At 61.1% G+C, this 19,804-nt stretch carries 13 protein-coding genes and 1 pseudogene; 1 reads left to right on the forward strand and 13 read right to left on the reverse strand.

Annotation, left to right across the window (positions count from 1 at the left end):
* Positions 1 to 23: 23 nt before the first annotated feature.
* From AC244Q_RS11440 to AC244Q_RS11490, 11 genes are all read right to left on the reverse strand, one after another.
* A complete protein-coding gene (locus tag AC244Q_RS11440; RefSeq protein ID WP_012757797.1) occupies positions 24 to 785 on the reverse strand; it encodes an ABC transporter permease in 762 nt (253 codons plus the stop codon).
* Positions 782 to 1,708 (reverse strand): ABC transporter ATP-binding protein, encoded by a 927-nt coding sequence (locus tag AC244Q_RS11445; protein WP_017994342.1) that lies wholly within the window; start codon positions 1,706 to 1,708, stop codon positions 782 to 784. The genes AC244Q_RS11440 and AC244Q_RS11445 overlap by 4 nt, the downstream gene beginning before the upstream one ends.
* 520 nt (positions 1,709 to 2,228) lie before the next feature.
* On the reverse strand, positions 2,229 to 3,842 hold the full coding sequence (locus AC244Q_RS11450; RefSeq protein WP_017994343.1) for a glycoside hydrolase family 43 protein: 1,614 nt from the start codon (positions 3,840 to 3,842) through the stop codon (positions 2,229 to 2,231).
* Between the two features lie 94 nt (positions 3,843 to 3,936).
* Positions 3,937 to 4,968: an L-glyceraldehyde 3-phosphate reductase gene (gene mgrA, locus AC244Q_RS11455; RefSeq protein ID WP_012757801.1), complete on the reverse strand. Its 1,032-nt coding sequence runs from the start codon at positions 4,966 to 4,968 to the stop codon at positions 3,937 to 3,939.
* Positions 4,969 to 5,326: 358 nt separating this feature from the next.
* Positions 5,327 to 6,460, reverse strand: coding sequence for a Gfo/Idh/MocA family protein (locus tag AC244Q_RS11460; protein WP_113545816.1), 1,134 nt, complete (start codon positions 6,458 to 6,460; stop codon positions 5,327 to 5,329).
* Between the two features lie 9 nt (positions 6,461 to 6,469).
* Positions 6,470 to 7,231 carry a sugar phosphate isomerase/epimerase family protein gene (locus AC244Q_RS11465; protein WP_017994345.1) on the reverse strand — a complete coding sequence of 254 codons (762 nt, stop codon included), beginning with the start codon at positions 7,229 to 7,231 and terminating at the stop codon, positions 6,470 to 6,472.
* A gap of 37 nt (positions 7,232 to 7,268) precedes the next feature.
* Entirely contained in the window at positions 7,269 to 9,728 is a 2,460-nt protein-coding gene (locus tag AC244Q_RS11470; protein ID WP_128408014.1) for a beta-mannosidase, read from the reverse strand.
* 233 nt (positions 9,729 to 9,961) lie between these two features.
* On the reverse strand, positions 9,962 to 11,053 hold the full coding sequence (locus tag AC244Q_RS11475) for an ABC transporter ATP-binding protein (protein ID WP_206641133.1): 1,092 nt from the start codon (positions 11,051 to 11,053) through the stop codon (positions 9,962 to 9,964).
* A gap of 4 nt (positions 11,054 to 11,057) precedes the next feature.
* Positions 11,058 to 12,002 carry a carbohydrate ABC transporter permease gene (locus AC244Q_RS11480; protein ID WP_113545818.1) on the reverse strand — a complete coding sequence of 315 codons (945 nt, stop codon included), beginning with the start codon at positions 12,000 to 12,002 and terminating at the stop codon, positions 11,058 to 11,060.
* Complete coding sequence (locus AC244Q_RS11485; RefSeq protein WP_113545819.1) at positions 11,995 to 12,900, reverse strand: carbohydrate ABC transporter permease; 906 nt, start codon at positions 12,898 to 12,900, stop codon at positions 11,995 to 11,997. The genes AC244Q_RS11480 and AC244Q_RS11485 overlap by 8 nt, the downstream gene beginning before the upstream one ends.
* A gap of 192 nt (positions 12,901 to 13,092) precedes the next feature.
* A complete protein-coding gene (locus AC244Q_RS11490) occupies positions 13,093 to 14,328 on the reverse strand; it encodes an ABC transporter substrate-binding protein (protein WP_113545820.1) in 1,236 nt (411 codons plus the stop codon).
* Positions 14,329 to 14,782: 454 nt separating this feature from the next.
* On the opposite strand from AC244Q_RS11490, the gene AC244Q_RS11495 reads away from it, so the two are divergent.
* Positions 14,783 to 15,826, forward strand: a complete 1,044-nt coding sequence (locus AC244Q_RS11495) for a LacI family transcriptional regulator (protein ID WP_113545821.1) — start codon at positions 14,783 to 14,785, stop codon at positions 15,824 to 15,826.
* Between the two features lie 59 nt (positions 15,827 to 15,885).
* Here the strand turns inward: AC244Q_RS11495 and leuS are convergent, their stop codons facing one another.
* Both leuS and AC244Q_RS11505 read right to left on the reverse strand, forming a co-directional pair.
* A complete protein-coding gene (gene leuS / locus AC244Q_RS11500) occupies positions 15,886 to 18,396 on the reverse strand; it encodes a leucine--tRNA ligase (RefSeq protein ID WP_128408015.1) in 2,511 nt (836 codons plus the stop codon).
* A gap of 396 nt (positions 18,397 to 18,792) precedes the next feature.
* Positions 18,793 to 19,698 (reverse strand): annotated as a pseudogene (locus AC244Q_RS11505) (LysR family transcriptional regulator); the annotation flags it as partial.
* Between the last annotated feature and the right edge of the window lie 106 nt (positions 19,699 to 19,804).

The raw sequence follows: 19,804 nt of genomic DNA on the forward strand, positions 1-19,804 counted from the left end.
TGCGGCACTTCCTGAGGGCCGGATCAGTTGCGCAGCCGGTAACCGGTCTTGAAGATCCAGGCGAGTGTTCCCAGGCAGATCACCAGAAACATCGTGATCATCGCCAGGCTGATCGCCGGATTGACATCGGCGATCCCGTAAAAACTCCAGCGGAAGCCGCTGACGAGATAGAGCACCGGGTTGAGGTGGCTGACCGCCTGCCAGAAGGGCGGCAGCATGCTGACCGAATAGAAGCTGCCGCCGAGAAAGGTCAGCGGCGGCACGACCAGCATGGGAATGAGGTTCAGCTGTTCGAAATTGCCGGCCCAGATGCCGATCATGAAGCCGAACAGGCTGAAGGTAATCGCCGTCAGCAGGAAGAACAGGATCATCATGAAGGGATGCTCGATCCTGACGTCGACGAAGAGATTGGCAGTCAGGAGAATGATGAAGCCGATCAGCATCCCCTTGGTCGCCGCCGCCCCGACATAACCGAGCAGGATCTCCGTCATCGCCACCGGCGCGGAAAGTACCTCGTAGATCGTGCCGGTGAATTTCGGGAAATAGATGCCGAAGGAGCCGTTGCTGATGCACTGGCCCAGCAGCGTCAGCATGATCAGGCCGGGTGTGATGAAGGCGCCGTAGGACACGCCCTCCACCTCCTGAATGCGTGATCCCACAGCGGCGCCGAAGACGATGAAATAGAGCGAGGTCGAGATGACAGGCGAGATGACGCTCTGCAGCAGCGTGCGGCGCGTGCGCGCCATCTCGAAGAAATAGATCGATTTGACGGCCTCGATGTTCATTTTTCCGCTCCCACCAGCGCCACGAAGATGTCCTCGAGCGAGCTTTGCCGCGTCGAGAGATCCTTGAAATGGATATTGTTCTCACCGAGCCGGGTCAGCAGGGCCGCGATGCTTTCCTGTTCGTTGCCAGCGTCGAAATCATAAGTCAGCCGGTTGCCGTCTGCTTCCAGCGTCAGCCCATTGCCGGCAAAACAATCCGGCAGGCGGCTGAGCGGTTCGGTGAGATCGAGGATGAGTTGCTTGCGGCCGAGCTTGGCCATCAGCGCCGCCTTGTCCTCGACGAGCAGCAACTTGCCGCCATTGATGACGCCGACACGGTCAGCGATTTCCTCGGCCTCTTCGATATAGTGGGTAGTCAGAATGATGGTGACGCCGGAGGCCCGAAGCTCTTCAACGACATGCCACATGTCCTTGCGCAACGTCACGTCGACGCCGGCGGTCGGCTCGTCGAGGAAAAGAATTTCCGGCTCATGGGAAAGCGCCTTGGCGATCAGCACCCGCCGCTTCATGCCGCCGGAGAGCTGGCGCAGCATATTGTCCTTCTTGTCCCACAACGAGAGCGCGCGCAGCACCTTCTCGATATGGGCAGGATTGGCCTTCTTGCCGTGCAGTCCACGCGAAAAGCTCACCGTATTGAACACCGTCTCGAACTGATCGGTGGTCAGCTCCTGCGGCACCAGCCCGATCATCCCGCGGGTGGCGCGGAAATCCTTCACGACGTCGTGGCCAGCAACCAGCACCCGGCCGCGGCTCGGATTGGCGATGCCGCAGATGATCGAGATCAGCGTCGTCTTGCCCGCACCGTTCGGCCCGAGCAGCGCCAGGATCTCGCCCTTCTCAACGTCGAGATTGATGCCTTTCAGGGCCTCGAACCCATTGCCGTAGGTCTTGGTGAGGTTCTGAACGGAAATGATGGGGGTCATGCAGGACTCTTGTGGATTCTCGAGGTCTTTCGGCCCGCTATATAGTTCCTTCATGACGCTTTGACATCCTTGGGAACGTGAACACTGCATTCGCTCCAGGCCAACACACAGTTGGCCTGCTGGCGCAAGCGGCCCTCTGGCGCAGGCGAAGTAGCCGGCATCGGGTCTTTGCGATACGAAGGCAGCTCGCCGGTGAAAGAAAGGCGGCAGTCGGTTTCAGATGTCATCATCCGGTGATGTTCGTGCCCGATAAGAGGGCCGAGGCCAGCACCGGCATCCGCCCCGCCGCCCACCCTTTGCGGAGCCGTCCGGGTGTTCTCGATGCGCCCATTTTTCGCTGTCTCGGCATGTAGTCAAAGTTATTGTTCAGTCACGAAATGCTTGGAACCGGCCAGTATCCCCTGTCCAGCCGCGTTCCGTCTTAGCCGGCCCTGCGCCGGCTTTCTTTTTATGTGCCTCTTCTCCGCCCCTCGCTCTTTCCATGATCCACTGTGGATGAAAGCGACTAAGGGTGCACCCTTCACAACTCATCGTAATTGAACCAGTCAAAATCCGCGGCCTTCGCCCGGCCCGACGTATCGAAGGCAAACACGCCGGCGAAAGCGCCGGTGAAGGAGCCGTGTTCGCCGCGGCCGCCTTCGTCGGAAATCACGCCGGCGTCGAGGACCGGGCCGATCGGCTGCCAGGCGCCCTTGCCTTCGGTCTGCCAGAAGAATTGCAGGTCGTTCTCGCGGATTTCCATGGCAAGCTGGACGCGGCCATCGGCGGCAATCGAAACCCCGCTGTCGGCGGGAAAGCTCAGCCGGCCGTTCGGGTAGTCGCCGTTGCAGGAGAGGATCGTCACGCAGCGGCCGAGTGTTTCGTGCAACGTCACCGCGACGGCGTGGAATTTGTGGCGGTTGTAGTAATGCGTCAGCCCCGCAACCTGCTGATAGGTGTCGGGCGAGAAGTCGATCACGGTCTCGGCGCGGAAACTGTGATGCTCCTGGCGGCGGGCAACCAGCGACTGTTCGAACCAGGAGCCGATGCTTTCGCGCGCAATCAGGCGCAGATGGCCGGGACGATCCGTCAGGTTGAAGATGCGCGCGGGCTCTGGCGTGCGCAGCCATTGGAAATCGGCGGGCAACGTGCCGCCATCGAAGCTGTATTCGCTGCGCATCGGCTTTTCCACCGGCGCCGCGCCAAAGAGGCCTGGCACATCGACATCGGGCACCGAGGTGCCGTTTTCAAGATAGAGCCAGTCATCGTCGCGCCAGACGCATTTCTGCAAGGATGTCTCGCGCCCCAGCGTGCAACGTCGTTTCGGCGGTAGCGGCCGGCCGCAGAGATGGGTGTGATAGGCCTCGCCCTCCGGCGTTTCGACATATTGGCCATGACCTGCCCGCTGTAATACCGCGCCTGGATGATCCTTGGAGGTGATGAGATGCATGTTCGGATGCATCTCATAGGGCCCGTCGATATTACGCGACCGCGCCATGGTGACGGCATGGTCGTAGCCGGTGCCGCCCTCGGCGGTGGTCAGATAGTACCAGCCATTGCGCTTGAAGAGATGCGGGCCTTCGACGAGGCCGAGCGGGCTGCCGGCGAAGATGTTCTTGATCGGCCCCTTCAGCGCCTTTGCCACCGGATCCCATTCCTGCAGCAGGATGCCGTCGAAGGCCGGCGATTTCGGCGAGCCGCCATAGCTTTCGGTGCGGTGGTTCCACTGCATGTTGACGAACCACTTGCGGCCGTCATCGTCGTGGAAGAGCGAGGGATCGAAGCCGGAGGAATTCACATAGACCGGCTCGGACCAATCGGCCTCGATCGTAGGTGCCGTGACGATGTAGTTCGGCGCATCCTTGAAATTGCCGTCGTAGCGCTTGACGTCGGTATAGACCAGCCAGAACTGCCCGTCGGCATAGGACAGGCACGGCGCCCAGATGCCGCAGCTATCGGGATTGCCGCGCATGTCGAGCTGCGATCTGCGCTCCAGCGGCCGGCGCACCAGCGTCCAGTTCACCAAGTCGCGCGAATGGTGGATCTGCACGCCGGGATACCATTCGAAGGTCGAGGTGGCGATGTAATAATCCGCGCCGACGCGGCAGATCGACGGATCGGGATTGAACCCGGGCAGGATGGGATTGCGGATCATGACAGGGTCTCCTCCGACCGGCGGTGCTTTGCTGTACGTACATCAGATCATAGCAGAAAAAGGCCCGGAAGACTTGCCTCCGGGCCTGAGATGACTATTCGCGTTCGGCGGACTTGGCCCAGAGGTTGATGTCGGCCTCGCGGGCATAGACGTCGATCTCAGCCAGTTCCTCGACGGTGAATTCGAGATTGTCGAGCGCCTTGACGCAATCGACGATCTGCGACGAGCGGCTGGCGCCGATCAGAGCCGAGGTCACACGGCCGCCGCGCAGTACCCAGGCGATCGCCATCTGCGCCAGCGTCTGGCCGCGCCTTTCGGCGATCTCGTTGAGCTTGCGGATATTGTCGATAATTGAAGGGCGGATGTAGTCGCGCTTGAGAAAGTGGTTCTGCGCCGCTCGGCTGTCTTCGGGAATGCCGCCGAGATATTTCGTCGTCAGCATGCCCTGGGCGAGTGGCGAGAAGACGATCGAGCCCATGCCGACCTCATCCAGCGTATCGAGCAGCCTGTCGTCCTCGACCCAGCGGTTGAGCATCGAATAGCTCGGCTGGTGGATCAGGCACGGCGTGCCGAGATCCTTCAGGATCTTTGCAGCTTCGCGCGAGCGCTGCGAATTATAGGAGGAAATGCCGACATAGAGTGCCCGGCCGGAACGGACGATATGGTCGAGCGCGCTACAGGTCTCTTCCAATGGCGTTTCCGGGTCGAAGCGGTGCGAATAGAAGATGTCGACATAGTCGAGGCCCATGCGCTTCAGGCTCTGGTCGCAGGAGGCGATCAGATACTTGCGGCTGCCCCATTCGCCGTAAGGGCCGGGCCACATGTCGTAGCCGGCCTTGGAGGAGATGATCAGCTCGTCGCGAAGCCCGACAAATTCGGTGCGCATGATTTCGCCGAAGGCGGTCTCGGCGCTGCCGGGAGGCGGGCCGTAATTGTTGGCGAGGTCGAAATGGGTGATGCCGAGGTCGAAGGCCGTGCGGCACATGTCGATTTTGCGGTCATGCGGCGTGTCGCCGCCGAAATTGTGCCAAAGGCCGAGCGAGACGGCCGGCAGCTTCAGGCCGGAACGGCCCGTGCGGTTATATTTCATTTTCGAATAGCGGTCTGCGGCTGGTTGCCAGCTCATCTGAATGTCTCCTTGATAAAATAGCTATATGGTCGTCATGCGACATTATCGGCCCAAGAGATTGCCGACACCTGCCTCTCATCCGGCTGCCGCCACCTTTGCCTGGGTCGAGCCACGTGTCTCGACCCGCCCTTCGGACCCCCGTAAACGGGGCGAAGGGACATGCCGCGCCGTCTTCCTCAACCTCAACCTCGACGCTGCGTTTGGCACGTCCCCTCTCCCCGTTTTTTTTACGGGGAGAGGGTTAGGGTGAGGGGCAGCCATCGGCGCGAACCGCACAGCCGTGGGACAGGCCCGAGGTTGACGAAACTATTGTAACAAGCGCGCCGATACGGCAAGCCCAAGGCGCGCGTGCTCTCTACTTCAGAAGCGCCTGCGCTTCTTCGATGCCGAGAGCCGCCGGCTGCGTGCAGGTCGTGGTCAGGTCGATGAACCGGCCCTCCTCGCCCGATTTCAGGATCGAGGTCATGACGTCGACGCCGTGCAGCGTGCGGTCGAGCGAGCAGCGCGCGTCGCGTCCCTCGATCAGCGACATCGCCATGTCGGCAAGGCCGGCGGTGCGGTAGTTGGCGCGCGATCCGTTCGGGCTTTCCTGGTTGATCTTGCCGAACGGATGCTCCCAGGCATCGAGCGGCTTGATGTCCTTGTCGCGGCCGCTTGCCTCAACGGTGCCGCCGAAGAAGTTCGGGTCCGGCACGTAGAGCGAGCCGTCGGTGCCGTAGAGCTCCATATTGGCATGCCGATGCGACCACACGTCCCAACTCGCCGTCAGCGTCACGGTGGCGCCGTTGACGAATTCGAGCAGCGCCTGGATCGTCGTCGGCGTCTTGACCGGGATGATCTCGCCGTTGCGCGGCTGGCTGGTGATGGTGCGGGTGGGCGACGCCATCGAGGTCATGCCGCCGACACGTCTGACCGGGCCGATCAGGTTGATCAGGTTGGCGATGTAATAAGGGCCGAGATCGAGGATCGGGCCGCCGCCCGGCAGAAAGAAAAAGTCCGGGTTCGGATGCCACATTTCCATACCAGGGCTCATCACGTAACAGGCGCCCGAGGTCACCCGGCCGATGCCGCCGTCATCGATGAACTTGCGGGCGAGCTGATGGGCGCCGCCGAGGAAAGTGTCGGGCGCGCAGCCGACGGCAAGGTTCTTTTCTTTGGCAATGCGGCGAAGCTCCTCGCCCTCTTCCACTGAGAGCACCAGCGGCTTTTCGGAATAGACGTGTTTTCCGGCCTCGAGGATCGCCTTCGATACCCGGAAATGCGCATCCGGGATCGTCAGATTGACGACGACGTCGATCTCGTCATTGACGAGAAGCTCGTCGATCGTCTGCGCTTTGACGCCATATTCCTTGGCGCGCGCCTCGGCCGCCTGCGCGTTGATATCGGCGCAAGCCAGCACCTTAAGCCCCTTGAAGAGCGGTGCCAGCGAGAAGTAGGTGGTGGAGATGTTGCCGCATCCGATGATGCCGACGCCAAGTTCCCTGGTCATGATGAAGCCTCAGTAGGTCTGGAAGGATGCGATCGAGCGGCTGATATTGCGGTCGATGTCATTCGGGTTATCGTGTTCGACGACGTAGTGCTTGGCCTTGGTGGCGCGCAACGCTGTCATCAGCCTGGCCCACTCGACCTTGCCGTGACCGACATCGGCCCATCCGCTCTCATCCGTCGCTTCGCCGGCCGGTGCGATGTCCTTGACATGCACGGCGGTGATGCGCGGTCCGAGCTTCTCGATCCAGGCGAAGGGATCGGCGCCGCCGCGGATGACCCAGGCGATATCGGCTTCCCAGGAAATGTCGGGCGCGCCTTCGAAGATGTGCTCGATCGGCCGCGAGCCGTCCTGCAGCTTGAAGAATTCGAAATCATGATTGTGCCAGCCGAATTCGTAGCCGGCAGCCTTGTAAGGCTTGCTGATTTCCTGCAGGCGCTTGCCGAAGGCGGCCCAGCCGGCAGCGTCGGATGGCCGTTCCTCGGCCGCCAGATGCGGCGCATAGATCGAATCCATGCCGAGGATCTTGGCAATGTTCAGCGACTTCTGAACTTCCTTCTCCAGGAAATCGGGGCTGAAATGGCCGCTCGCCATGACCAGGCCATTCTTGTCGAGTTCAGCACGAAGGCTCTTCAGCCCGGCATCGTCGAGATCGGCATAGATACCGCCGAAGCCCTCGACTTCGGCATAACCTGATTTGCCGAGCTTTTCGAAGATCGCCGAATAGGGCTGGAAGTTGCGGGCGCTATAGAGCTGGTAGCTGAGTTTCGTCATCATGTTCTCCTTGGGCCTCGTGCCCATTCTTGCAAGATCAATCCGCCGACTGGCAGGAATACAGGTCGTAGAACCGGAACTCCGGAAGCGCGCCACGATCAAGCGGCCGTGCCGGGGTAAAGGTGATGCGGCGGCTCTCGCCGGCCGCAAGATCGAAGGCGTTGTCGGAATATTTGCCGTCGGTCTCGGTTTCGATCATCACGAAAAGCGCAAGTCCCCTAGCGGTGACGTTTATGTCGACGGAGCCATTCTCCTCGACATAGTCGTGGGTGACTGTCAGCCCCGTAGGTTCCAGCTCCAGCGCCTTGTAGGTACCGTTGACATGGTGCCCCTCGCCGCCTGTGCCGTTCGACGCGGTGAAACGCCAGGCAAGCAACGTTCCCTCGGGAATATCGGAAACGTCGATGCTCGTGGCAGTGACGGCCGCATCCGGCGAACATATGGCCCGTACGTCTCTCAGGTGTCGGCGCTCGCCCTTCGTCGTCAGCAGCGAGATCGAAAGGTCGACACTGACATCGGCAAGCGTGTCGTTGACCAGCGAGAAACGGATCGTCTTGCCGTCGTCGGAAGGAATGGCCGCGACCGCGACCGGCTGGAAGAAGCGCTTGACGAGATAGTGCATCGCCTTCCAGCGGCCGCCATAGTCGAGGCTCGACCAGGAGGCGACCGGCCAGGTGTCGTTGAGCTGCCAGTAGATCGTGCCCATGCAATGGGGTTTGAGCGACCGCCAGTATTCCACCGCCGTCTTGATCGCCAGCCCCTGCTGGATCTGGGAGAGATAGACGAAGTTCGGAAAATCCTTGGGGAAACGGAAATAACGGAACATCGTGCCGGCGATGCGCTCGTTGCCGCCGGCATTCTTCTGGTGCAGCTCCATGACCGGGGAAGCGACGTTCATGTCCTTCTCCTCGGCATAGGTCCTGATCACAGGCAGCGAGGTATAGGACTGGAAGCCGAATTCCGAGCAGAAGCGTGGACGCACCGAGCGGTAATTGTCGAACGACTTGTTCTCGTGCCAGACCGACCAGTAATGCATGTCGCCGGATCCGTCCGCATGCCAGGCATCGCCGAAATCGAGATAACCGGAAGCCGGGCTCGACGGCCACCAGAGCGCGCCGGGCAGCGCCTGTTTCACTGCCTGCTCGATGGTGCGGTTAAGGCGATCATAGGAGACGAGATAGCGGTCGCGGTCCTTTCTCGATTCCTCGAACCAGGTGAGCGCCCCGACCAGCTCATTGTCGCCGCACCAGAGCACGATCGAGGGATGCGAGGAGAGCCGGCGCACCTGGTAATCGACCTCGATCGTTACATTGTCGAGGAAGTCTTCGGTCGAGGGGTAGAGGTTGCAGGCGAACATGAAGTCCTGCCAGACCATGAGGCCCAGCCGGTCGCAGAGATCGTAGAAATGATCCTGCTCGTAGAAGCCGCCGCCCCAGACGCGGATCATGTTCATGTTGGCGGCTTTGGCCGATTGCAGCAGGTCTTCGGTCTTCTCGGGCGAAGACAGCGAAAACAGCGCGTCGGCCGGTATCCAGTTGGCGCCGCGGCAGAAGATCTCGCGGCCATTGACCTCGAAGGCGAAGCGACTGCCTGATGCATCCGGCGTGGTGATCAGCTCGATGGTGCGAAGACCGATCTGCTTGGTCACCTCATCAGTCGGCAATTCGACGGAAAGCCTGTAGAGCGCCTGCTCGCCGCTGCCGGAGGGCCACCAGAGGCGCGGATTGTCGATATGGAAGAGGTGGTTGACATGCGTCTCGCCGTTGACGCCGACATCCAGGCGCACCCGCTCGCCGTCGAGGTCGAAATAGACCTGGGCAATGTCTGGCCCCTTTGAAAACAGCGTTGCCGTCACTTTGAGGTCCACCGAGCCGTCGTTATTGTGGGTCTGGCGGGTGACCACATGTTCGATGCGCGCGGTTTCGAGCTTCTTCAGCGCGATCGTCCCGTAGAGGCCGAGCGGGGCAATGGCAATGTTCCAGTCCCAGCCGAAATGGCATTGCGGCTTGCGCAGCATGTTGCCGTCGGGGATCGGCGAGTTGCCCGTGCTGTAGGGGATGTAGAAGGGCTGCTGCTTCTGTCGCGCAGCGCCGACAGCGACGTTGGAGGCGAAGACGATGCGGATGCTGTTGTCGCCTGATTTCAGCATGCTGGAAACGTCAGGACGATAGCGGCGGAAGCTGTTGTCGGCTTCGAGCGCCAGAAAACCGTTGACGTGGACGCTGGCAACCGTGTCGAGATAGTCGATATCGAGATACCAGTCGCCCTCGATCTCCTGAAGCGTGAAGCTGCGCTCGACTGCCCATTCGCGCTCGGCGACCCACTGCACCTTTTCCTCGTTGCGGCCGAAATAGGGATCGGGGATCAGGCTTGCGCGGTGGAGCGCGGTGTGCACATCGCCCGGCAAGATGATCGCAGTGCGGATCTCGCCGTCGACGGAGGCAAGCTGCCACGAACCGGAAAGGTCGATGTTGGGAGTAGTTGATCGATGCGTCACGATATCGTTTCCGATTTACGTTTTTGAAAGAGACGGCGCATGGTCGTCGTCCGGTAGCTGTCGTTCGTCAGGGCTCCTACCGCCCGCCTCACTCTCCGTCATCCTCGGGCTTGACCCGAGGATCCACACCGCATCCACCAGCAGCAACGGGCATGGATCCTCGGCACAAGGCCGAGGATGACGGAGAGTGGGGTAGGCCCTCTCGCCGAATTCGCCGCCGCCCGCAGAACCTTCTAAAGACGCAGCTCGCTTTCGGCATCGAAGACCGAGGCGACCGTCATGTCGAAGCTGAGCTTCACCTTGGCTCCGACGTTGAAGCGGCGTGCGCCGTTGACACGTACCGACATCGTGTGACCGGCATGTTTCAGCCACAGCAGATTGTCCGCGCCCATCGGCTCCTCGATATCGACGGTGGCGTCATGTTCTTCGCCGCCGGTATTCTCGTTGACCTTGATGTGTTCCGGACGAACGCCGAGCACCACTTTGCGGCCGGGCTGCAGCGTCTCGCCAGCGTCGTAGTCAGCGAGCGAGAAAATGACGCCATTGGCCGAAAAGGCAATGCCGTCGCCTGATTTGATCAGCTCGCCGTGCAGGAAATTCATCGACGGCGAGCCGATGAAACCGGCAACGAACAGATTGCGCGGCCTGTTGTAGATCGTCGTCGGATCGTCGAGCTGCTGGATGATGCCGCTCTTCATGATGGCGATGCGGTCGGCAAGCGTCAGCGCCTCGATCTGGTCATGGGTGACGTAGATCATCGTGTTCTTCAGCGACTGGTGCAGGCGCTTGATCTCGACGCGCAGCTCCGAGCGGAGTTTGGCGTCGAGATTGGACAGCGGCTCGTCGAACAGGAAGACGTCGACGTCGCGCACCAGTGCCCGGCCGATCGCCACGCGCTGGCGCTGGCCGCCGGAAAGCTCGGCCGGCTTGCGCTTCAGCAGCGGCTGAATCTGCAGGATTTCGGAGGCACGCGCCACCCGCTTGTCGATCTCAGCCTGCGGCACCTTGGCGACGCGAAGACCGAAGGACAGGTTCTTCTCGACGGTCATCTGCGGATAGAGCGCATAGGACTGGAACACCATGCCGATGCCGCGGTCCTTCGGCTCTTCCCAGGTAACGTTCTTGCCCTTGATAAAGATCTGCCCTTCCGAGGCATCGAGCAGGCCGGCGATGCAATTCAGCAAGGTCGACTTGCCGCAGCCGGACGAGCCGAGCAGCACGAGGAATTCGCCGTCATTGATGTCGAGATTGAGATCCTTCAGCACGCTCACCGCACCGAAGTTCAGGGACAGATCCTTGATGGAAACGCTTGCATTCATATTCATGAGATCAACCCTTCACTGCGCCGGCGGCGATGCCGCGGACGAAAAGCCGTCCCGACACGAAGTAGACGATGAGCGGCACGAGACCCGTCAGGATCGTTGCCGCCATGTTGACGTTGTATTCCTTCACGCCCTGGACGGAATTGACGATGTTGTTGAGCTGCACGGTCATCGGATAGGTATCCGGCCGGGTGAAGACCACGCCGAACAGGAAGTCGTTCCAGATGCCGGTCACCTGCAGGATCATCGCGACGACGAAGATCGGCAGCGACATCGGCAGCATGATCCGCAGGAAGATCTGCCAGAAGCCCGCCCCGTCGACACGCGCCGCCTTGAACAGTTCCTCCGGCAGCGACACGAAATAGTTGCGGAAGAGCAGCGTCAGGATCGGCATGCCGAAGATCGAATGCACGATGACGAGGCCGGTCAGCGTGCCGTAGATGCCGATTTCGCGCAGGATGATGACGATCGGATAGATCATCACCTGATAGGGAATAAATGCGCCGACGATGAGGATCGAGAAGAAAAGCTCGGATCCTCTGAAGCGCCAGTTTGCCAGCGCATAACCGTTCACCGAGGCAATCGCGATCGAGATGATCACCGACGGCACCGTGATGCGCACAGAATTCCAGAAGCCGCGCGACAGGCCATCGCAGTTAAGCCCGGTGCAGGCCTGCGCCCAGGCTTTCACCCAGGGCTCGAAGGTGATCTCCATCGGCGGAGAAAAGATGTTGCCGAGACGGATTTCCGGCATGCCCTTCAGCGACGTCACGACCATCACATAGAGCGGCAGCAGATAGTAGAGCGCTGCGATCGTCAGTGTGCCATAGAGCATGATGTTGCGCGCCGACACCGCCGGGCGCGGCCGGGGGCCGCTGGGGCCTTCGCCGAGTTTCGGCGCGACGGCGTCGATGCCGGCGGCGGTGGTGTTGAGAGTTCCTACATCAGCCACGCTTGCGCCCTCCGCCGAATTCCAGATAGGCCCACGGAACGATGATAATCGCGACTGTGACGAGCATCATGGTCGAGGCAGCAAAGCCCTGCCCCAGGTTCTGCGCCTGGAACATGTAGTCGTAGACATATTTCGCCGGCACTTCCGAAGAAATGCCCGGTCCGCCCGATGTCTGGGCGACCACGAGGTCGTAGACCTTGACGATGCCGGAGGCGATGATCACGATCGTGGTGATAAAGACCGGCCGCATCATCGGGATGACGATGAAGAGATAGGTCCTCCACATCGGAATGCCGTCCACGCGCGCCGCTTTCCAGATGTCCTCGTCGATCCCACGCAGGCCGGCAAGCATCAGGCACATGACGAGACCCGTCCCCTGCCACAGCGCCGCGATCAGAATGCCGTAGATGACGATTTCAGGCGTATAGAGCGGATTGAAGGTGAAACTCGTCCATCCCATCGAGCGCACCACCGCCTGAATGCCGAAATCGGGGTTCAGAACCCATTGCCAGACGAGGCCCGTCACGATGAAGGACAGCGCGAAGGGATAGAGAAAGATGGTACGGAAGGTGTTTTCGAAGCGGATTTTCTGATCCATCAGCGCGGCGAGCATGAAACCGATGACCAGGCTGAAGATCAGCGAGAGGATGCCGTAGACGGCCAGATTCTCGATCGCCGTCACCCAGCGCGGCGCAGCCCAGAGGCGCTCGTACTGATCGAAGCCAACAAAGCTCAACCGCGGAAGGAGCTTGGAATTGGTGAAGGAATAAAAGACCGTCCAAAACGTGCCGCCGACAAAGATCACCAGCGCCGTCAGGATCATCGGGATAGACGCAATCTTGGCATTCAGATTGCGCAGTAACTTGTTTGGCCGGCCTGCTCGCGCTTGACCCGTCATAAACACTTCTCCTCAATCGCCACTGCGACAAGTAACAGAACGGCAAGGCGCCGCCTGTCGTCTCCACCTCTGAAACCTGCTGAAGATACCAGAGATACGCCGCCGCCCGCCTGACCGTCACCGACCGTCACCGACCGTCTGGAACGGTCCGGCACCATGGGGGCCGGACCGCAAGGGCAGCAAGTCTGCTGATCAGTCAGCAGAAGCGATGATCCCGGCGAAACGCTTCTGAGCGTCTTCCGGCGTCATCGAAGGATTGGCGAAAAATTCGGAGAAAAGGTCTTCCTTCTGCTTCTGGCTGTCGGCCGAAAGCAGCTGGTCGGTGCCTTGGATCACGTTGCCCTTCTGAAGGATTTCGAGACCCTTCTTCATGCAATCGTTGGCGGCAGCGAGATCGACGTCACCGCGAACCGGCAGCGAACCCTTCTTCAGGTTGAAGGCAACCTGGGTCTTGGGATCGAGCAGGGTCTTGGCAAGCACCCCCTGCGCCTTGGACTTTTCTTCGTCCTTCAGCAGCGGGAAGTAGAAAGCGTCGCCACCCGTCGAGATGATCTCGTTCACGCCGAGGCCCGGCAGGCAGGTATAGTCCGTGCCAGCCTTCTGACCGGCCAGCGCGAACTCGCCCTGCGCCCAGTCGCCCATGATCTGGCCGCCGGCCTTGCCCGTGATGACAAGGTTGGTGGCCTGGTTCCAATCCTGGACGTTGCTGCCTTTGGCCATACGCCGAGCATCGTCGGCCGCCTTGAACACCTTGGCGATTTCAGGACCGGCAGCAACTTCCGCATCCTTGTCCTTGAAGACCTTGTTGAAGGTATCCTTGCCGGCGACCGCAACCATCAGCACGTCGAAGGCGCCAGTGGCCTGCCACGGCTGACCGCCGACGGCGAGCGGAATGATGCCGGCCTTTTCGAGAGCCGGAGCCGCAGCGACGAACTCATCCCAGTTCTTCGGAACTTCGACGCCGGCCTTCTTGAAGGCGGCGTTCGAAAGCCACAACCACTGCCAGGAGTGGATGTTGACGGGAGCGCAGTAGATCTTGCCGTCGATGGTGCAGGAATCGAGCAGGCTCGACGGACGAATAATGTCCTTCCAGTGCTCGGCGGTCGCCACGTCGGTCAGATCGCGCATCAGGCCGGCCTGGACGAGTTCCTCGGCCTGGCGTCCATGGTTGAACTGGGTTGCGCCCATGGGATCGCCGCCGGTGATGCGGCTGATCATGATCGGGCGAGCAGTGCCGCCGGAACCGGCGATCGCGCCGTCGACCCAGTGGTTGCCGGTGGCGTCGAACGCCTTAGCCAGTTCGGCGACGGCTGCGGCTTCACCGCCGGACGTCCACCAATGGGTGACTTCGAGATCGGTGGCGTTGGCGGCGCTGAACGGAAGCGCGACCGAAGCGGCAAGCACGGCCGCCATTATACGGATTTTCATGAGTTCTCCTCCCTCACTGAAACGTTGCCGGAAAAACTTAGATCAATCGATTTCTCCACGCAACTGCCCGCAGGCAAATTTTTCCGCTATAACCGGAATTGCTACTTCTGCCTGTTTGCATCAGGAGCACTGCATCCCCGTGAAACGATACCAGGCCGGGCGTTCTCGCACATGCGTTTCCACTTTATCAATTTGAATTTGCGTAATAATTTTACACAAGAAATTTAGCCTTCCAATTCACTCTCTTCGCAATCGCAATAAAACAGAGCACGGATTGCCGATTCAACCTATACGTACAATGTTGCAATGCACACAACAAAAAGCACTCGACATTTCTACTGTATCGTTACAGATTGCATTCTTCAGGGAGGTGCGATTTTGGCATGCGGCGGGCTTACGACGCTGGAAAAAGCCTCTATAAGCGACACCAATTCGCGCAGGACGGCCTAAAGGGATGGAAAACAAGGGAAATTTCGGGAACGCGGCATCGCCGCCGGCAGCGCGCGAGCGCCCGACGTTGAAGACGATCGCCTTCATGACGGGCCTTGGCGTGACGACGGTGTCGCGCGCGCTGAAGGATGCGCCGGATATCGGGGCCGAAACCAAGGAGCGCGTGCGCATGGTCGCCCGCCAGCTCGGCTACCAGCCGAACAGGGCGGGTGTGCGCCTCCGTACCGGCAAGACCAACGTCATCGCCCTCGTCCTCAGCATCGACGAGGAGATCATGGGCTTCTCGAGCCAGATGGTCTTCGGCATCTCCGAGGTGCTATCCGGCACGCCCTATCATATCGTCATCACGCCGCATTCGCACAGCAAGGACCCAATGCTGCCGGTGCGCTATATCCTTGATACCGGCTCGGCCGACGGCGTCATCATCTCACGCATCGAGCCGGACGATCCGCGCGTAAGGCTGCTGAGCGAGCGCGGCATGCCCTTTGCCACGCATGGGCGCACCGATGCGGGTCTCACGCATCCCTTCCACGATTTCGACAACGAGGCCTTCGCCCATAAGGCGGTGGAAAAGCTGGTCAAGCGCGGCCGGCGCCGCATCGCCCTGCTGCAGCCGCCGAGCAAGCTCACTTACTACGCCCATATCCGCATCGGCTTCCAGACCGGCCTGCATGATTACGGCGCCGAGGAAGTGCCGCTGCGCATCAACACCGACGCCCCGCTCGCCGACATCCGCGACGTCGTCGAGGTGATGATGCGCTCGGCCAACGCACCTGACGGCATCGTCTGTTCAGCCGGCAGTGCTGCAATCGCCGTCAATGCCGGCATCGAAGCCGCCGGCAAGGCGCTCGGCCGCGATCTCGACATGGTCTCCAAACAATCGGTACCGATCCTGAACTGGATCCGCCCCGAGATCATCACCGCCCAGGAGGACGTCCGCCACGCCGGCCGCGAAATGGCCAAAGCCGTCATCGCCCGCATCGACGGCGTCGAACCGGAACTGCTGCAGAGCGTAAGCCAGCCGACCTGGCCGGAGAGCGGCAGGTAGGCGGTCGGTTGAGGGAATGGATCGTCGGGCTCAAATCCCCGGCGATCCGCTTTGGATCATCACAGGTCTTCGACGACGAAATTCACCAGTCGCCCCGGGACCAGAACTTCCTTGACCACCGTTTTGCCGTCGAGCAAGGCCATGACGGAAGGTTCGGATCGCGCCGCTGCAAGCAGCGCCTCGCCGAGATCGGCGGCGGCTTCGAAGCGGTGGCGAACCTTGCCGTTGATCTGCACGACATATTCGCGGGTCTCCATCTCGATCATTGCAGGATCGAAGGTTGGCCAGGAAACCCATGTCAGTGTTTGACCAAGCTTGCTCCATAACTCCTCCGCGATGTGAGGCGCAAAGGGTGCGAGCAACAGCACGAATGTCTCCACCACTTCACGCGGACGCGCTGCTTCCGCCGTCAGTGCGTTGGCCAGTTCCATCAGCCGGGAAACCGCGGTGTTGAACCGAATTGCTTCGATATCCGCCGTCACGGTCTTCACCGTCTGGTGGCGCAAGCGCAGAAGCTGCGGGCTGGGGGCCGCCTCCAGCACCGCTGGAGACAATCCGTCGCTCTCGTCGCAGACAATGCGCCAGGCACGCTCCAGAAACCGACGCACGCCGATCACGCCAGCGGTCTGCCAGGGTTTTGCCGCGTCCAGAGGTCCCATGAACATCTCGTACAGGCGCAAGGCGTCGGCCCCGAACTGATGGACGACATCGTCGGGGTTAACAACGTTCAGGCGCGACTTCGACATCTTCTCGACGGCGCGCTGCACGTCGACCGACCCAGCCAACCATCTGCCCTCCTCTTCGACGACGGAAGACGGCGCGCAATATCGGCCCGCCGCATCGCGGTAGGAATGAGCAAGGATCATGCCTTGGTTGAATAGCCGCTGGAACGGCTCTTCCGTCGAAACGACGCCGATGTCGTAGAGCACCTTATGCCAGAAGCGGGCATAGAGCAGATGCAGAACCGCGTGCTCGGCGCCGCCGACATAGAGATCGACCGGCATCCAATAGCGCTCGGCCGCGCGCCCGACGGGTTCACTGGTGTTCTCCGGATCGAGAAATCTGAGATAATACCAGCACGAACCCGCCCATTGCGGCATCGTATTGGTCTCCCGCCGTGCTGGAAAGTCGGTGCCCGGCACGATCGTTTCGACCCAGGCCTGCGCTCGGGCAAGCGGCGGTTCGCCATCCGGCGTCGGAGCGTAGTCGTCCAGTTCAGGCGGCAGCAGCGGAAGGCATTCCTCGGGCAGCGGCATCACCGAGCCATCCGCCAGATGCAGCACCGGGATCGGCTCACCCCAGTAGCGCTGGCGGGAAAACAGCCAGTCGCGCAGGCGGTACATGACCTTCGGCCAGCCCGCGCCGTTCGCCTGCAGCCAGGCGATGGTGGCGGATCTCGCCTCCGGCGAGCCCAAGCCATCCAGGAAGCCGGAGTTGACCATCGCCCCCTCGCCCTCATAAGCCGCCTTTTCGCTATCGTCCTTGCTGTCGATCACGCGAATGATCGGCAGCTCGTGCGCATGGGCAAAAGCGTAGTCGCGCGCGTCATGAGCCGGCACCGCCATCAGGGCGCCGGTGCCGTAGCCAGCCAGCACGTAATCGGCCACCCAAACCGGCAGCCGGGCTCCGTTGGCAGGGTTGCTCGCATAAGCGCCGGTGAAGACGCCCGTCTTCTCGCGCCCGGCATCGGCCCGCACCGTCTCTTCCAGTCCTTCGGCCTCGGCAATATAGGCGGCCACCGCCTCGCGCATTTCCGGCTCGACGATGGCGGCAACTGCAGGATGCTCCGGCGCGAGCACGATATAGCTTGCTCCGAACAGGGTCTCGGGGCGCGTCGTGAAGACGGTGATGACCTCTTTGCCGTGCTTGAGCGGAAACCGGATTTCGGCGCCCTCGGAGCGTCCGATCCAGTTGCGCTGCATGGTTTTCAGGTTTTCGGGCCAGTCGAGGCCGTCCAGTCCCTGCAGCAGCCGATCGGCATAGGTCGTGATTCGCAGCATCCACTGGCGCATCCTGCGGCGAATGACGGGATCGCCGGTCTCGACATAACGCCCGTCCTTGACCTCCTCGTCGGCAAGCACCGCGTTCTGGGCCGGGCACCAGTTGACCGCGACCTCCGCCTGATAGGCGAGGCCCTTCTCGAACAGCTTCAGGAAGATCCACTGCGTCCAGCGCATATAGGCGGGGTCGGTCGTGGCAAACTCACGACTCCAGTCATAGGAGAAGCCCAGCCTCTGCACCTGCCCGCGAAACGTCTCGATATTGCGCTTCGTCGTGATATCGGGATGCACGCCAGTCCGCATCGCGTGGCGCTCCGCCGGCAGGCCGAAACTGTCCCATCCCATCGGATGCAAGACGTTGAAGCCGCGCATGCGTTTGTAGCGGCACGTTATATCGGTGGCCGTATAGCCGAGGGGATGGCCGACATGCAGGCCCGCACCGGAAGGATATGGGAACATGTCGAGTGCGTAGAATTTCGGTCTGGCCGGATCGATTTCCGCTCGGAAGGTATTGCGGTCGGCCCAATAGGCCTGCCACTTCGGTTCGATCGTCTTGGGATCATAAGGCATGCATCACTCCTGGCGCCGGCCGGCTTTGCGGCGGCGTGTCCTGAAAAATGGAGGCGTTCTTTGGTTCAGGAGCAGCTACGGCTGCCGGTGCTCCGGTGACGTCCGGCAGCCGCGGCTAAGTCGAAGCGCGCGCGGAGTTGCGGCGCAGGACGTCTGCGCGACGCTACGGACGAAAAAAACGCGATGTGGCTTTGGAAACGATCTGGTGTCCATGGACGGTGGCTCAAGGCAAATAAGGAGAAAGCAAACGACAGTATTAACCGGCTCCGATCAGGAGGCCGTGGTGGTAAGTCGTGCGTCGCGTGCGCGAACGTCTGCTGCTTGAGTTGCCATAATCATGAACCAAGAGTGCCCGATATGATCGCTCCTGCCAAGAGTGCATTCGCGCGAAAACCAGGATCTGTTCAAATCCCGCGGCGCGCTCTTTACCAGTTGATCGAGCACCGCCGCGACCTTCGGGTTACGCACCTCGCCCCGCCGGGTAATCGCATGGATGCGACGGCAAACGGATGGCACCAAGGGTTTGACGACCAGCGCTCCGCCGAAATCTCTGAGCGCCAAGCCGGGCATCACCGAAATCGAGCACCCGGCTTCCACCAGTGCGAACACCACTTCGAAACTGTCGCTGAAGCCGTTGATGACGGGTTCGAAACCGATGTCGCGGCAGGCCTGACGGATAGCCATGGAATAGGCGCTGGAAGCGACGTCGAGCGCCCAATGTTCATCCCTCAGCTGTGCGAGTTCGATGACGGGCTCGCTCTCCAGCCTGTGGCCAGCGGGCAGAAGCACGAAGAGCTGGTCACGACACAGAAACAGCGTGTCGGCCGTGCCCTCCAGCATATGCGGATCGAGCGATATGTCGTCGGCAATGACGATATCGGCCTGCCAGGCCCGGAGCGCCGCCACGCCTTCGGCAGGTCCCATCGTCGTCATGACGATGTCGAGATGCGGATGGTCGATGGCGAGCTGGCGCATCGCGGCGGGAATGAAGGAAGAAGCTGCGGAGGGTTGGGCGGCGATCCTGAGGTCGCCCGCGACGATATTCTGCAGCTCGGCAATATCGGTCTTGGCTTCCTCGACAATGCCGAATATCCGGTCGGCATGCACAACGAGCCGCTGTCCGGCCGGTGTCAGCGTCACCCCTCGCCCGCGCCGCTCGACGAGCGCAATGCCGACTTCGTCCTCCAGTTGGGCTATCTGCTGGGAAACGGCGGATGAGGAAATGCCGAGCGCGTCGGCGACCGCCGCCATCGTCTCGCGGCGCGAGAGCTCGCGAAGCGTGCGCAATCGGAAGAAATCCAAGCCCGTTTCTCCGGTTGATCAATCGGCCATAATCTCTAACCTATATGCTTATTTTAATTAAGTGGACCTGAAGAAAACTGCACCTTAGCCTTGGATTCGCAAGCGG

The organism is Rhizobium sp. CB2179, from assembly GCF_057653455.1.

What these genes read in the sequence shown, in the direction of transcription:
- AC244Q_RS11495 (WP_113545821.1), top strand. Translation starts at nt 14,783, where the DNA reads ATGGAAAACAAGGGAAATTTCGGGAACGCGGCATCGCCGCCGGCAGCG.
- AC244Q_RS11460 (WP_113545816.1), bottom strand. Translation starts at nt 6,460, where the DNA reads ATGACCAGGGAACTTGGCGTCGGCATCATCGGATGCGGCAACATCTCC.
- AC244Q_RS11440 (WP_012757797.1), bottom strand. Translation starts at nt 785, where the DNA reads ATGAACATCGAGGCCGTCAAATCGATCTATTTCTTCGAGATGGCGCGC.
- leuS (WP_128408015.1), bottom strand. Translation starts at nt 18,396, where the DNA reads ATGCCTTATGATCCCAAGACGATCGAACCGAAGTGGCAGGCCTATTGG.
- mgrA (WP_012757801.1), bottom strand. Translation starts at nt 4,968, where the DNA reads ATGAGCTGGCAACCAGCCGCAGACCGCTATTCGAAAATGAAATATAAC.
- AC244Q_RS11445 (WP_017994342.1), bottom strand. Translation starts at nt 1,708, where the DNA reads ATGACCCCCATCATTTCCGTTCAGAACCTCACCAAGACCTACGGCAAT.
- AC244Q_RS11450 (WP_017994343.1), bottom strand. Translation starts at nt 3,842, where the DNA reads ATGATCCGCAATCCCATCCTGCCCGGGTTCAATCCCGATCCGTCGATC.
- AC244Q_RS11465 (WP_017994345.1), bottom strand. Translation starts at nt 7,231, where the DNA reads ATGACGAAACTCAGCTACCAGCTCTATAGCGCCCGCAACTTCCAGCCC.
- AC244Q_RS11490 (WP_113545820.1), bottom strand. Translation starts at nt 14,328, where the DNA reads ATGAAAATCCGTATAATGGCGGCCGTGCTTGCCGCTTCGGTCGCGCTT.
- AC244Q_RS11475 (WP_206641133.1), bottom strand. Translation starts at nt 11,053, where the DNA reads ATGAATATGAATGCAAGCGTTTCCATCAAGGATCTGTCCCTGAACTTC.
- AC244Q_RS11485 (WP_113545819.1), bottom strand. Translation starts at nt 12,900, where the DNA reads ATGACGGGTCAAGCGCGAGCAGGCCGGCCAAACAAGTTACTGCGCAAT.